The organism is Campylobacter sp. CNRCH_2014_0184h (genome assembly GCF_025772985.1).
In the GTDB taxonomy this organism is placed as follows: Bacteria; Campylobacterota; Campylobacteria; order Campylobacterales; family Campylobacteraceae; genus Campylobacter_D.
This window is the reverse complement of the sequence record NZ_JAKMTB010000001.1, coordinates 245229-260456: the sequence shown is the minus strand read 5'-3', so window position 1 is coordinate 260456 and position 15228 is coordinate 245229. Positions and strand designations below refer to the sequence as shown.

The window sequence follows — 15228 nt, the reverse complement described above, 5'->3', positions numbered from 1 at the left end:
TTTTGCGTTTATTTCACTAAATTAGCTGGTAATTCAAAAATATTTTTAATTAAATGATAAGGAAGTTGCAAGCTTTGTGCAATAAGCTGGGTCTTAAATTCAGGTTCATCCACTGTTCCGCTTAATTTAATTTGTGTACTAATTTGCCTATCTTTACCTAATATAATTTGATTGATAATTGGAACTTTGGAAATAACCGAACTGGCTGATTTTAGCGTTCTAAGTTCTAATAAACCATCCACTTGATTGCTTCTTAAATTGATTTTAACTTGACCTAACACATCTGCACTATCACCATTAAAATTAAGTGCGTCTATTTCAAAAAGATCTTTTTTACGATTAAAACTTATACCAGCATTTTCAACACTAAAGCCTTTTTCATTAAAGGTAGGCGCCTTAAATAAAATTAAACTAGGTATGGTATCAATAAAACTTAAAAGCTGTTGATGAAATTTCAAATCTTTTAAATAAGTATCTTTAAATAAGAACTTACCTTTGAAAAAATCAGTACTATTGCCATCTACATAAAGATTAAACTCACCTTTTTCAAAAACATTTTGGCGCATAAAGGTGTTTAGAAAATCATCATCCATTTTTAAAGCTCTAATTTGCATTTGATTTTCTTTAAACAAAAAATCAAATCTAGATTCATTTCTATTTGCCCAAGCTTTTACGGAATCTTTTTTAATTTTAGCGTCAAATTGATCAAAATCTAAGGTTTTATTAAAATCTTTTAAAATCAAATCTATATTTTTACCACTAATATTATAAGTTGAATTTTCAAGAGTATCTAAAGTATTTTCTGTATCTTGCTGAGAAATCAATAAATTAATATTATTTAAAGTAATATTTACATCATCATTGTCTTTTTGTGCAAAAATACTACCACTTACACTAGTTAAATTAAAATCATTACCTTTTATTTTTATATTAAAACTATCATATTCATAAGGATTATTATCTTTATAGAGCAAAAATGATTCAAAAGTAGTATTATTAATATCTACATTAAAATCTTGGAAATTTAAAGTATTTAAAGATAATTCCCCATCATGCACTTTATTTTTTTGCATTAATTTAGAATAATTTTTATATTTTGCAAGTTTTTCAACATAAACAGACACACCTTGATCAAAATTTAAAGTTGTGGTAAATTCTTTATTATATAAACTAATATTTTTATCAAAATCAAGGCTTAAATCAAGAAATTTATTTTCCATTTTTAAGCTCTCTTGTGGTAGTTCTAAGTTTGTTATAAAGGTTTTAAAATCACCTTTTTTTTGCTTCAAATCAACACTTGCATTAAGATCACCATTAATCATACTACTTTGCACGCTTGCATTTTGTATATCTAGTTTATCTTTTTTTAAAGTAAGATTTGCTTGAGTTATCTTAAAATCACTTATATTTATATTTGAATTAATAATATTAAAACTACCATTATAAGTAATTTTCTCAGGATGGTCAAAAGGAATTTTTAATACTAAATCAGTCTTTGTAACACCATTATTTTGTAAAAATGGTAATTTTATATCATATAAAAGCAAAATTTTATTAACCCTATAATCAGCTCTAGCATTATCACTTTTAATGCGTATATAAATTCCTGCTTTTTCATTTAACATATTATCTATATAAATTTGACTTTGGGTTAAATCCTGATTATTAAAACGCAAATCATCATAAATAAAATCAAGTCTTTGTTTAGCAAATTCAAGTCTTACAAAAGGACTTACGATAGGATCTATGCCTTTATCTAAAACTACTTTTAAATTATTTACATAACCTTTGGCATTGATATCGTTTAAATAATATCTATGCTTTCCAAAGTCTGCAAAACCGCTTAATTTTTCTATAAAATAAAAATCAGCCTTTACCTTACCACCCACCCAAAGAGCAAGATTAGAAGGCAAATGTACTCCATTTTCTACTAAAATATCAAAAATTTGCGAAATATTATTTGAACTGATATTTTCTAATTCATAAGCAATCTCTTCTCTTTTGAGTGAAAATTTAACATCACTTTTTAAAAAATCACTATCGATTTTACCTTTAAAAGTATAAAATTTTGTCTTAGGATTAATAAGCAAGGAGCCAATTATGCTAAGATTATGATCTTTTAAAAGAAAATTATCAATATTAGCTTGTATATTTTTATCACTAATTTTTAAATTCACTTTTACTAAAAGATTTTTGCTGTTTACAAAAAATAAATTATTTTTATAAATTAACTCCACAGGATAGTTATTGACAAACATTTCATCAATATTGATTTCTTGAAAAAACCAATAAATATATTTTACATCTTTAATAAGCTGCACAGCTTTACTTGCGCTAGTTTCATTTTGAGCACTTTGACTTTGAGAATTTACTACGACTTTTTTAGCATTTAAAATGAGTTTTTTATCTAATTTAATATATAATTTCTCTAAATTAATAGAAGAAAATTCTAATTTTTCTATATAAATTCCATTTTTGAGGTAAATAAACAAAGCAATGAAAAGTATCATAGGTAATGCTAAAAATTTAAGAATTTTTTTAATATGTTGTGACTTGATTTTAATTTTTCTTTTATCCATTTTTTATTATCTACTTTTACCTATAAAAACAAACTCTGTGGTTTTTATACCACAAGGTTCTGTTAGCAAGATTATAACGCAATTAGATAAAAATAACTATAAAATGAGCAGTATCGATAAATATACTTTATATTTTTTGGGCCATCCACAATCTGGCTGGATAAATATAGGCACAAAAGAACTAAATAGAGCTGAATTTTTACATAAGCTTACCGTCGCTAAGGCAGCGCTTGAAACTATTACTTTAATTCCTGGAGAAACGACTGAAATTTTCTTTGAAGAATTAGCACCGAAGTTAAATTTAAATGTTAAAATCTTAATGCAGGAATTTTACAAACAAAGTCCTTTTAAAGAAGGTATGCTTTTTCCTGAAACTTATAAAATTCCAAAAGGTATCACAGAAGAGCTTTTGGTAAAATATCTTTTGGCTTACTCTGTAAGTGAATTTAAAAAACTTTCTTATAAAATTTTTAGAGAATATAATGAAAAAAAATGGCATGAGTATATCATCATAGCTTCCATTATACAAAAAGAAGCAGCGAGTAATGAAGAAATGCCTATAGTTTCATCTGTAATTAGAAATCGTTTAAGAAAAGGTATGAAGCTTCAAATGGATGGAACATTAAATTATGGAAAATACTCTCATGAAAAAATCACTCCACAAAGAATAAGATCAGATAATAGTTCTTACAATACTTATAAATTTAATGGCATACCAAAAGAAGCTGTATGCAATGTTTCATTTGAAGCTATCAAGGCAGCTATTTTTCCTGCTAAAACAGAATATTTATACTTTGTAAGAGATAAAAAAACTAATAAGCATATTTTTACCTCTACTTTAAAAGATCATAACAAGGCAATAAGAAATTGATTATAAAATTTCTCTTTGCCCTTTTGCATCAGGTTCGCTTAAAACACCTGTTTGTGAAAGTTGTTCTATGATATTTGCTGCGCGGTTATAGCCTATTTTTAAGCGTCTTTGCAAATAAGAAATACTAGTTTTTCTATCTTCTAAGATTACAGCCTTTGCTTCTTCATAAAGTTCATCTAAATCCCCATCATCAAATTCACTTCTTTTATAAGATCCATCTTGGCTATCATCTTTTAAAAAGCTCTCATCATATTCTACTACTTGTTGAGCTTTTAAAAACTCTACTATATTTTCGATTTCATTTTCGCTTGCAAAAGGTGCATGCAAACGCACTAAACCACTCATGCCAGGAGGAGTAAATAAACAATCCCCACGCCCTAGTAAGCTTTCAGCACCCATAGAATCTAAAATAACCTTAGAGTCTATCTTTTGCCCTACTTTATAAGAAATTCTACTTGGTAAATTTGCTTTTACAACACCAGTAACAACATCTACTGAAGGGCGTTGTGTAGCTACGATTAAGTGGATTCCACTTGCTCTTGCCATTTGTGCTAAGCGACCTATATAAAACTCCACATCTTTACCCGCAGTCATCATTAAATCAGCCAACTCATCGATAATCACTACAATAAATGGTAAGATTTCACCACCTTGTTCTTTGATTTTTTCATTGTAATTTTCTATATTTTTAGTTTTTGCTTCAGCCATCAAACGATACCTGCGTTCCATTTCAGCCACCATATTTGATAAAGCATTTACCGCCTTTTTAGGATCAGTAATTACCGGTGTAAGTAAATGTGGAATATCATTATAAATACTAAATTCAAGCATTTTTGGATCTATCATCATAAGTCTTAAGGTTTTTGGTGAATTTCTATAAAGCAAAGATAAAAGCATAGAGTTAATTCCCACACTTTTACCACTTCCTGTAGTTCCTGCTATTAAAAGATGAGGAAGCTTTTTAAGATCTGTGATGAAAGGATCACCTACTATATCCTTACCTAAAGCTATAGTTAAAGGTGAGCTAGAATTTTTAAATACCTCACTTTCTAAAATTTCTCTTAAGTAAATCGTATCGATTTTTTCATTTGGTACTTCAATCCCTACTACATCTTTACCTGGGATTGGAGCTTGAATTCTTATAGTTTGAGCTTTTAAAGCCATAGCCAAATCATCTTGTAAAGATAAAATTTTACTCACTTTAACATCTGCTGCTGGACGAAATTCAAAAGTAGTTACAACAGGACCTGTGTAAGTTCTAACTACATCGCCACCTATTTTAAAGCGTCTTAATTTTTCCAATAAATCATAAATTTTTCTATCGATTTCTTCTTCATTGATTTCACTTTTGCCTTCTTTTGGCATGGTTAAAAAATCTAAAGGTGGTAAAGAAAAATCTTTTGGTTTTTCAAAATTTCCAAAATCAAGATCTTTCAATAAAGCTTTATTTTCACTCACTTCATTAGTGATAGAATAGTGTGTTTTGTTTTCTACTACTTCCACTATAGGCTCTTGAGTAATTTCAAATGGAACTTTTTCTTCTTTAACTTCAATTTGTACTTCTTCTACCACAAAAGGACTTTCATAGTTTCTTTTACCTCTTAGTTCTTCTATACTAACAGGCTTAGCAAAATCATCTTCACTAAAATCAAGTTCTTTTACTTCATTTTGCGGAATAAAATCTTCATCTTTAAATTCTTTTACCCCTAAAAAGCTAGTTTTATTTTGAATTTTTTTAAACTCAGCTTCTTTTTGTGCTTCTATAGCATTTAATTCTTCAATTTTTTTAAAATCCTCATTAAGTTCTTCTAAAATTTTTTCTTTTTGTAAAGCTTTATACTCTTCTAGCAATTTAGCTTTTTGCAGCATTTGCTCACGCTCTTTAAGCTCTTTGGCAAATAAAGAATTTTCTTCTATCGCTTCTTCTTTGTTTTCATTTAAGTCCATATTACGTCTTTTATAACTTGGCTCATCTAAATTTTTACTTTTTAAAGTTTGAGTATAAATATCTTCACTATTATTTTTATATTTTGACAAATACTCTTCAGGGGTCATTTCATCTTCCTTTATATTTATTTGACTAGCTTTTTGAGCAAAACTTGCAATAGGCTCTGAAAGCTCATGAATATAACTTGAGCTTAATTTTTTATCCTCTTCACTAATTATCACTTCTTCTAATTCTTGATTTTTCAAATCTTCAAGATTGAATTTTTTATTTTCTTGAACCTCTTGTTTTGGCAACTCTTCTTTCTCAACGAGTTCTTCTTTTTTTTCTTTAATTAAAAGCTCTTGCTTAAGTTTTTCTTGCTCTTCTTTGGTTTCATTTTCATACTTATCACCACCAAAAAAGCCAAAAATTTTATTTTTAATTAAAGTTTCGAGTTTTAAATAAAAATCAAAATCAAGATCTATTTTAAACACTTCTTTGATAATTTGCGGAAAAGAAATACTAAAAGCAAAAGCTAAAAGCAAAATCACCAAGATTAAGCTACCTATTTTTCCAAAAAGTCCATCTAAAATCACAAACATAGCAGAAGCTATATAACCTTTATCTTGCAAAAATGCTGAAGCAAAAATAAGCGAAGCAAAAATGCAAGTAAAGATAGCTACACTAAATCTACGCTCAATAAGTTCAAAGTTATAATCATTTTTATATAAAAGATAATTAAACCAAAAAAAGACAAAAGGATAAAATTTAGTCAATGAGCCAAATAAAAAATAGCTAAGTTTTGCTAAAGAGTATCCTATAATACTTACTAAAGCTTGATCAGGTATCAAAGCACTTAAACAAAAATAAAAAATAAAAACATTAGAAATGATAAAAATAGCTTCTTTTTTTATAACACATCCTTTTATAAAGAAAAAAGCTATTATATCAAAAATTATAAGTAGTTTAATAAACTCATTTGAGAAATTTTAGAAGTAGCTGAAAGCATAGCTTGATAAGAAACCATAGTTTGCATAAACATCATATATGTTTGCCCATAATCAGCATCAGTCACACCACTTTTTATAGAAGCAACATTAACATTTAAAAAAGTCATTCTTTTGTTTGTTTCTTCTATATTGTTAGTATAAGCTCCTATGGTTGTTTGCATTTTTCTAACATGATCTTGTAAATGATCAATCCTTTCTAATGCGCCTTGTAAACCTGTATTTCTAGGATCACTTCCTTCTGAATCAGCCCTCATACTACCGTTTAAAACCGCATCTATCATCTCATCTAAATCTTTAATCAAATCAATATTTGGATCATCGATAGTTAAAGAATTATTTGCACTAAATACAAAACCTGAACCATTGCTTACTTCTCCTGCTGGGGGAAAGCCGCTATTTGAATTTGAATCTTTGATGGTAAGACCTATATTTGTATTAGTTGAAAATTTATCAGTAATACTTATACGACCTTTATAGTCCATACTAACTTCAACAAAACCCTTAGAATCAGCTATGTCTTGTTGGATAGTTTGAAAATCATTATTATTAATAGTTCCGTTTGCATTTGGAGTAATAGTTGCTGTAGGAACATTATCGCTTGCAAACATACCTATAATATCATTTAACTGACCATAGGTAATATCTTCAGGTCTTGTTTGCATACCCACTGAGGTTCCAGTTGCTTCATTATATTGAGAATGAGTAATAGGAAAACTAATGGTTTGATCCGGATTATTTGGATCAGGATAACTTACAGTAGAATTTTCTAAATCAATAGTTACATTATATTTTTGACCGCTTCTAGAAGTGATTTCCATTTGAAGTTGTTGGCCATCCATGCTACCATTAGCATTTGCAACGACTTCACTTAATTTTGTACTATCAGTAGCATACTCACTAGTGCCTTTAATCACTTGAGAAACATTTCCAAAAACAGTATTGCCATCTTTTTCAAAAGGCACATCAAAGTCAGCTCCATTGGTTTTATTACCATTGATATTGCTTTTTATAAAGTCTGTTTTGTAAATATCAACAGTAAATTGCTCACCGCCAACTTCCACAGTTACTGGACTTTTAGTATTATTTAAATCTCCATTATGCGCTGCTTGCATAATGCGATTGGTAACTTCGTCCATGCTGATACCTTCTCTTTGAGCAGCCTCACTTAAGGCTTTAATTTGCTCTGCGTCTTGAAGTTGTGGTGTCATGGCAACTGCATGAAAATCTAAAGAACTACTTCCTTCTTTTAAACTCTTTATTTCTATTTGGCCACTATCATTCAATGCGACCTTAACAACCTCATTTCCCTCTGTGTTGCCATATAGCTTTCCAATATTTTCTAAAACATCTTCAATTTTAGCATCAGGATCTATATCCAAAGTGGCTTTAAAACTTGTTCCATCGGGTCTAACGCCTTGAATATACATTGATGAGTGTGGAAAAGGAAGTTTCTCATCATAACTATCTTCGAAATTTTTATCAGGATCAAGTTTGCCATTTTGAACATAATTTTGGCCTATTAAATGCGAAAATTTAGACTCTCCTGTTAAATATTCTTTTTTATCCGGATAACGAGCATCAGTGAAAGAAACATTTGTTGAAATGATTTTATTTATATTTGAATCAGGTTTAAAAAATAAATCCCAACCAGGTATATTATAAGGAATTTGCGTGCCAGCACCACTAACCACAAAAATATTATCTTTATTGCCAGTATAGTTTCCATATTTATCAAAAGGCATATTAGCACTATTTGATCCTGCAAACAAATACTGCCCATTAATGCTAGTATTGGCAATATTTACAATAGAATCTCTCACAAGTTTAAGTTCTTTCGCTATAGCTTCTCTTGATTCTTGAGAGTTACCATCGCTTGCAGCTTTTGTTAAGAGTGTTTTAAATTTTTCCAAAAGTTCAGTGATATTTTTTAAAGCCGTATCTGTGTTTTTTGCTAATTCCATAGCTGATTGAGTTCCTTCAATTACCTGACCTATATTAGCTAGTTCATATTCTAATCTTGAACCATTAATATAAGTATTGGCATTTTCCCAAGAGTGCTGTATAAGTTGACCTGTTTGTAATTGCAAATTATATTTATTAAGTAAAGACTGACCATCCGTGTAATTTTGTATAGAAGTGTAGTAAGTATACTGGTTACTAATTCTCATTATCTTGCTCCGCAAATAAATTTTTTAATTATTTACAAGCAAAAAAAGTTCCAATTTTAAAGATATTTTAATTTACTATATAAATATTTTTATATTGCTTTAATTTTTTTTTAGTATAATTTTACATTCTATATTTTTAATCTAAAATCTTAAAAAAGCCCGAGTGGTGAAACTGGTAGACGCGCCAGACTCAAAATCTGGTAAGGGCAACCTTGTGTCGGTTCGAGTCCGACCTCGGGCACCATTTGTTTTTTACTCCCAAGTGTTTTTTTGGTAAATTATATTCAAAATATTAAAAAAGAGTTTTTATTTTCATTAACAAATCACACCTGCTAAATCTATCATTTACTTACTTCAACCTCACGTTCATAATCATATTAGATAAAAAGATACTATCTTTATCAAAGCTTTTTAAGTTATATTCTAGTTTTAAGTTTCTTTTTTGTATATCTTGCATTAAAGTTGAAAGATTGTATAAACTTAAACTTTCTAATATATTTATAAGTTCTATCTTACTTAAAGTATTAAAATCATTTAACAAGCTAAGATAATTACTTATAATAGAAGAAGAATTGATATTGTGAAATATAATTTTATTTTTTATATCTTCTTTAATAAAAAATTGATTATTTTTTATATAAAAATAATCTTTAAGATGATGATTACTTAATATTTGATTGTAAAAACTTAAAAGACTTTCTTTACTATTTAAGTCTATAAAATTTAAAAATATATTTTCTTTTAATAATACTTCTTGTAATTGTTTTAAGTTTTTAAAAGCTTGATTTATACTAGAAGTATTTTTTAAAGCATAAATGATATTTTCATCTTTAGAAATTTTTCTATTTATATTATATTGCAATAAAGGATTTTTATAAAGTGTATCACTATTGATTAAGATATTGATATGAAAAGATTCTTTACTTTTATTAGTTAATTGAAGCAAAAATATAACATCTTTTATAACTTGTAAAATATCATTTGCTACTTCACCATAGCCCCAAGTAAAGATAATATGATTATCATCTATATTTGTAGCACCAAATAATAAAGAAGGTGCAAAAATTAAAGCACTAAGGAATAAAATGTAAAATCTTTTCATCAATTGTATTAAAGAAGTTAAAGAGTTTGTTTGATATAATTATATTAAGGGTGCAACGCCAAAGGGGCGCAACCCTTTAGCGTTAATTTACCGCCCAGAAGGGAGGTGAGCATAATGCTAACAAAAATTATCCTTATAATTATACTCTTAACACTTTGCTATGTCAAGGCTCATTGAGTACCCCCTGCTTTTGCAGGGTTTAGGATAATCCCTTTGGCTTACCAAACAAACTTTTAACTAAACTCTATCTCCTTTCTATAATTTTATTTTTCTTTTTAATTAGTAGGTTTTCTTGTTAAATTCTCAAGATTGCTTTCAATCTTTTCTTGTATTTTTATAGAATCAGCTTGTATTTTATCTACATCAATACTTCCAACAATATCAGCAATAAATTCACTTAAATCTATTTCACTAAAATCTAACTTTTGAAATTCTTCTGGAGTAAATCCTCTACAATCAGGACTTTTTGGAGAACCCCAACCTCTTTTAATTTGTGGGCATCCTTGTTCATTAAATATTCTTGCTAATTTTGAATTAAAACAACAATGTGTTTTTTTATGCTGAATACAAGCTATGAATTTAATTTTTTTAGAGCAATATTCACCAACTTCTACACATCTATTTTGCTTATTGAGTTTTGCTAGCTTTTTTTCATCTTCTTTACAAGGTACAAGCCCTATAAATACTTTATCTTTATCACAGCAACCACCCCCAGTTAAACCAAAAATTTGTCTTTAGAGCGACATCTATTATCTTTTTTATTAAAGATAAAAATTTGTCCTCTATAAGAACCATCATCTTCCCAACCATTATTATTTTCATCATTAATACCAACTTGAGTATCATCATCTTCGATATGGCTAGCACCTTCTATGCAAGGAAACGGAGAACATGGATACTTATTATCTGTTAAAACCATCATTGTTAGAATCTATCGCTAAATTATCTCTTAGCTTTTGGAATGGTAATTTCAATAAATGATATATTGTCACAACATATACTAAAAATCCAAAAGAAAGTAGTATATTATAATGCAACATAACACTATTTAAAAAATTTTCAACTACATTTTTTATACTTCAATTAGTATTTACACTTTTTGAATTTGTATTTTGGTTAATACTTGTGTTTTGCTCCCACAGCCTATCAAGCATAGCATTAAAAAGCTTAGTGGTATTAGTTTCATTGCTTTTGGATATATAGTTTTTAACATCATCAATCATTGTTTTGATTTAATTTTTTTGAGTATTTGCATGAAAGAGTGCTTTTAGCTCTTGCTCGTGTCTTGTTTTCAACTCCTGAGTAATCCTCGTGAGTTCATTATTTACACCCAAAGCTAAATTTAAATCACTTTGACTTTTTTCTAATTTTGCGTTTGTGCTATCTAGCTTAAGATATAAAAATACATTAAGCATAAGCATTAGAGCTAAAGCAATATAAAGCTTTGTGTTTTTAAATAAAAATGACATATTATTTGTAGTTTAAAGTAGGTTTTTGTATAATACTTTCAAGGGTTAGCCGTAGGTCTGACCCCCTATGGCTTAATCTAACCCTAGAAAGTAGGTGATTAAATTTGAGCTATATAATCCACATAATCTTTATAATTATACTACTAAGTATGATTATAGTCAAGGCTTATTAACCTTGTCCCCTTTTTTTAGGGGGATTATGTGGTAACCTACTCTAAGCTTACTCCTTTCTAAAATTTATTTGTGATTTCTAATTTTATATTTGATAAATCTTGCTGATATAACAAATCATATAATTTTTTACAAGCTTATCTGCTTTGCCCGACACTTTCATCACTCTTAGTTAAACCTAGTAAAATACAACCTTTTGTATTTTAATAATTTCATATTTATCATCTTTTACTCTCAAACATTGTTTTCTAAATAAACTTTCATTTCCAAACTATAAGTTTTACAGCGTTTATAAACTAGACTTTATTTGTTTATAAAGCAATTGTTGTTAATATTTTGAAAAAATTTAGAGAAAAATCATGAAAGATCTTAAAAAATACATTGCAAATTCCAAACTAACACGCCTTGAAGTTTTATATGAAAAATTAGTAAAGTCTGAAAATGGCATAACCATAAAAGAACTAGCCCAAGAACTCAATGTAAGCGCTAAAACCATAAAAAGAGACATGCAAGGGGTTTTTGAGTCTATGGGGCTTATTAAAAATGGAAGAAAATGGCGTATCGATACAAGCAAAGACATTCAAGAGCAAGATGATGAAAAAATAATCCTTGAAGTGCTTGATACCATGGCAAAAAGTGCCGGAAATAGCTTTTATGCTAAGGCTCATCCCCTACTTTCTAAACTTTCTCAAAATATCTCTAACCCCATCCATACTAGTTTAGATGCAGAAAAGCTAGAAGAAAAAGATTTAAGCAATTTTCAAATCCTCGAACAAGCTATCAACACCAAAACACAAATTGTCTTTAAATATGAAAATAAACTTTTCCAAGTAAAACCTTTAAAACTAGCTTTTTTTAGTGGATTTTGGTATTTGCTTGCTTTTGATATGAAAAAACGTGATATTTTCAAAAAATTTTATTTAAAAAATATCCAAAACATCACCCTAACCCAAGAGCATTTTCAAACCGATGAGAGTTTAGAAGTAAAACTTCAAAGAGTAAATTCTATATGGTTTAGCCTTGATAAGCCTTTTACAGTAAGGCTTTTAGTAGAAGAACCGATACGAAAATACTTTGAAAGAAAGCCTCTAAATTCACAAATCATCACCGGTAAAGACAAAGATGGCTCCATAGAAATAGAGCTTGAGATAACTCATGAAATGGAAATTTTACCTTTAGTGTATTATTACATACCTTATGTAAAGGTTTTAGAACCTGATTTTATAGCAAATAAAGTCAAAGAAGTAGTTGGAGAATACCTTGATCAAATAAGCAAATGATTGCTTATTTGTCAGGATTTTAATACTTTCTTAGCTTTATTTAAAGCTTTTTCAATCGTGTCATTTTCTATAAAATTTTTTATCAATTTCATTGTTTTTAACTTTTTCTGTAAGGGGTATTTTAAAAAGAATATGTAACTATCTCTAAATAATTTTAGCAAAAATGCTAAATAATAGGCTTTTAAAGCTTATAGAAATACATTTTTATCTTTCTCAATTCAAAGCATAAAATATCCCAAATATCCCAAAATATCCGTTTTATCCCAAGAAAGTGATTAAATACTGTTTAAAAGGCATGTAAAGGCGAAGTTTAGTTTTAAATTCTAAATCCTAAAAAATGTTTTACTCTCCAAAGATAGTTACATTTTTACTTAAAATAAACTTATGTTTTGTTTTTAATGTAACTATCTTTATAAAACACTATATAATCATAGTTTAACCACTTTTTATACAAAAATAGCATGTAACTATCTACAACTTTAAGGTTTGGAGGATAGTTACGTACAAAGCTTAACATTACTAGATAATTTAAAAAATAAATAATATACAGGTAGTTACAAATAAAATATAGTTTTGTTTAGATAATTATCATATTGGAAATTTTTTGCTATATAAAATATTCAAATTTTTATATTTTTTTTAAATTGCCAACCCTTTCCATTTTTATTTCTTTTTCTTTAAAATTGTGAAGATCTTTATATTTTGATAAAGATAAATTACTTTTAACATCTTTTATGTGGTTTTCCAAGTCTTTTTTTCTTACACTAATTATTTCTTTCCAAGTCATTGGATTTATGCTATATTTATCTCCAGTTAAGCTTCCTGTAAATTCTTGCTTTTTTGATGAAATGCATATAGCCTTCACATAATCAATATTACTTCCTTGCTTTGATAATGATTTAAGAATTTTAGTGATATATTTATTAAACACATCAGTAAGTATTGATGAATTTATTTCTACTTTTGGTGCTTTTAACTCGATAAGTATTAATTCATTATCCTTAGTACGAGGTATAAAAATATCTGGAATTGTATTTAATTGATTTTCACTATCTATATTTATTGGTAATTTTATTTCATTAAAAATTCCTTTTAATGATTGATCGCTAAAAAAATCAAGATTTAGATATTCTTCATCAAACAACCATAAATTATTTTCTATAATTTTATGTAGCTCCTTTCTTTCCTTTGTTTCTGCCTTCCCTTCGTTTAATACCAAATTTTCAAAATGCTGTAAAAAATCAAGTCTTGATATATAATTATAATATTTTTTTATTAGATTCAGAATATTAACATTCTCTCTTACATAATTAAAAACTTCATGATCTTCTTTTTCTAAATTAAAAACAAGTTCCAAATTCTCAAGTGTATTATAAGAATTATCTGAAATTAATCCTATTAGCGAGTTGCTAAAATATGATGCGTTGCTGCGATTAATATTATGTTGTTTTATAAGCAACGGCAAAGATAAAACCATATACGCTTCTTTAATTTTTTCTTGTATCATTTTATCGGTTTCATCTTTGAAAAATTCACTCTCTTCTGCTAATTTATTAGCCATCAAATCTGCATTTTTAAGCCAAACTTTATATAATAATTTATCTAAGTCAGGTTTATATAAATTCTTGGCTTCCTCTATAATTTTTTTATAGTTAGGATTAATATCGATAAATTCACAATCCTCTTCAAAACAGCTACTCGTTAAAAATACAGTATGACAGTTAAATATTGATTTTTGACAACCAGATGGTATTTTTCCAAGAGGAATGTTATCAATATTAAATAAAAAAACATGCTTTTTATCGATTGCCAAATCAATCTCATTTTTCCAAACAACCATATATGCACTAATTTTTTGTCCATTTTTTAATTCATACTCTTTTTCCAGTTGTTCTTCTATATATTCTTCAACATTAATTTTTATATTGTTAATAGATAAAGTTATACCCTTTAGAAGTTTATCTGAAAATTCAACTATAATTTCTTTTTTTGCTTTTTCAATCATCTGTTCTATTGTATTGCCATTAATAAATTTATTTCCTAGTCTTTTGATATATAATTTCGTTGTAAAATTTTCTGTGTGATTTGCAACTTCTTCTTTGACGCTAAATCCTATATTCTGATTTTCACCTTGAAAGATAACGCTATAACTTTTATTGTTATATTTTGTATATATTTTAATATCACTCAAACATTCATTTTCAAAATCAACAAACTTAAGATAAGAATATCGGCCTCTGCTTCTTCCTCCTAAAGTATTTTTAATATAATCTCCACCTTTATAATGCGTCCATCTATTTTGCATATATTGATCATCGAAACAATTAAAGCCGGCCCCATTGTCTTTAATGGTGATAGAAATACTATTATCAAACAAACCATCGCTTTCGCACTCTTCAAAACAAATATCAATATGAGTTGCTTTTGCATCAATAGCATTCTTGATTGCTTCGCTAATTGGATTTAATCTCATAATACTAGAATCACTTTTGATTGTTCTGGTTGTTACTATGGTATTAAAGCTTTTCATTAATATAAGTCCTTTTGATGGCTTTGATTCTTTAATTGGCAAGGATTATATAATTTATATATTAAAAAATCAATTTAAGATTATAAATTATTATTTATTTAATGAAAAATTTGTTTTTTTA

General features: G+C 27.7%; 9 protein-coding genes, 1 tRNA gene and 1 pseudogene. 3 read left to right on the top strand and 8 right to left on the bottom strand.

All coding sequences use genetic code 11. The annotated features are described in order from the left end of the window. Nucleotides 1-8: 8 nt before the first annotated feature. Nucleotides 9-2510, bottom strand: a complete 2502-nt coding sequence (locus L8X36_RS01415) for an AsmA-like C-terminal domain-containing protein (RefSeq protein ID WP_263682233.1) — start codon at nt 2508-2510, stop codon at nt 9-11. On the opposite strand from L8X36_RS01415, the gene mltG reads away from it, so the two are divergent. Continuing rightward, nucleotides 2497-3450 (top strand): endolytic transglycosylase MltG, encoded by a 954-nt coding sequence (mltG, locus tag L8X36_RS01410; RefSeq protein ID WP_263682232.1) that lies wholly within the window; start codon nt 2497-2499, stop codon nt 3448-3450. The two genes, L8X36_RS01415 and mltG, sit on opposite strands and share 14 nt — an antisense overlap. Here the strand turns inward: mltG and L8X36_RS01405 are convergent, their stop codons facing one another. Then, nucleotides 3451-5979, bottom strand: coding sequence for a DNA translocase FtsK (locus L8X36_RS01405; RefSeq protein WP_412175668.1), 2529 nt, complete (start codon nt 5977-5979; stop codon nt 3451-3453). A 353-nt stretch (nt 5980-6332) separates the two neighbouring features. Continuing rightward, nucleotides 6333-8555, bottom strand: coding sequence for a flagellar hook-associated protein FlgL (gene flgL, locus L8X36_RS01400; protein WP_263679453.1), 2223 nt, complete (start codon nt 8553-8555; stop codon nt 6333-6335). Nucleotides 8556-8712: 157 nt separating this feature from the next. On the opposite strand from flgL, the gene L8X36_RS01395 reads away from it, so the two are divergent. After that, nucleotides 8713-8799, top strand: a tRNA-Leu gene (locus tag L8X36_RS01395). A gap of 105 nt (nt 8800-8904) precedes the next feature. Here L8X36_RS01395 and L8X36_RS01390 read toward each other — a convergent pair. The 4 genes and pseudogenes from L8X36_RS01390 to L8X36_RS01375 form a co-directional block, all read right to left on the bottom strand. Beyond that, on the bottom strand, nt 8905-9657 hold the full coding sequence (locus L8X36_RS01390) for a hypothetical protein (RefSeq protein WP_263682231.1): 753 nt from the start codon (nt 9655-9657) through the stop codon (nt 8905-8907). Nucleotides 9658-9932: 275 nt separating this feature from the next. Continuing rightward, nucleotides 9933-10337: a conjugal transfer protein TraN gene (gene traN, locus L8X36_RS01385; RefSeq protein ID WP_263682314.1), complete on the bottom strand. Its 405-nt coding sequence runs from the start codon at nt 10335-10337 to the stop codon at nt 9933-9935. A 35-nt stretch (nt 10338-10372) separates the two neighbouring features. After that, nucleotides 10373-10579: a hypothetical protein gene (locus tag L8X36_RS01380; protein WP_263682230.1), complete on the bottom strand. Its 207-nt coding sequence runs from the start codon at nt 10577-10579 to the stop codon at nt 10373-10375. A 157-nt stretch (nt 10580-10736) separates the two neighbouring features. Continuing rightward, nucleotides 10737-11126: pseudogene (locus tag L8X36_RS01375) on the bottom strand (hypothetical protein). A 530-nt stretch (nt 11127-11656) separates the two neighbouring features. Here L8X36_RS01375 and L8X36_RS01370 point away from each other — a divergent pair. Then, nucleotides 11657-12577 (top strand): helix-turn-helix transcriptional regulator, encoded by a 921-nt coding sequence (locus L8X36_RS01370; RefSeq protein WP_263682229.1) that lies wholly within the window; start codon nt 11657-11659, stop codon nt 12575-12577. A 628-nt stretch (nt 12578-13205) separates the two neighbouring features. On the opposite strand, the gene L8X36_RS01365 is transcribed toward L8X36_RS01370, so the two are convergent. Continuing rightward, nucleotides 13206-15107, bottom strand: coding sequence for an ATP-binding protein (locus L8X36_RS01365; protein ID WP_263682228.1), 1902 nt, complete (start codon nt 15105-15107; stop codon nt 13206-13208). Nucleotides 15108-15228 lie beyond the last annotated feature (121 nt).

What these genes read in the sequence shown, in the direction of transcription:
- L8X36_RS01390 (WP_263682231.1), bottom strand. Translation starts at nt 9,657, where the DNA reads ATGAAAAGATTTTACATTTTATTCCTTAGTGCTTTAATTTTTGCACCT.
- L8X36_RS01405 (WP_412175668.1), bottom strand. Translation starts at nt 5,979, where the DNA reads ATGTTTGTGATTTTAGATGGACTTTTTGGAAAAATAGGTAGCTTAATC.
- flgL (WP_263679453.1), bottom strand. Translation starts at nt 8,555, where the DNA reads ATGAGAATTAGTAACCAGTATACTTACTACACTTCTATACAAAATTAC.
- L8X36_RS01365 (WP_263682228.1), bottom strand. Translation starts at nt 15,107, where the DNA reads ATGAAAAGCTTTAATACCATAGTAACAACCAGAACAATCAAAAGTGAT.
- L8X36_RS01415 (WP_263682233.1), bottom strand. Translation starts at nt 2,510, where the DNA reads ATGATACTTTTCATTGCTTTGTTTATTTACCTCAAAAATGGAATTTAT.
- mltG (WP_263682232.1), top strand. Translation starts at nt 2,497, where the DNA reads ATGAAAAGTATCATAGGTAATGCTAAAAATTTAAGAATTTTTTTAATA.
- L8X36_RS01380 (WP_263682230.1), bottom strand. Translation starts at nt 10,579, where the DNA reads ATGATGGTTTTAACAGATAATAAGTATCCATGTTCTCCGTTTCCTTGC.
- L8X36_RS01370 (WP_263682229.1), top strand. Translation starts at nt 11,657, where the DNA reads ATGAAAGATCTTAAAAAATACATTGCAAATTCCAAACTAACACGCCTT.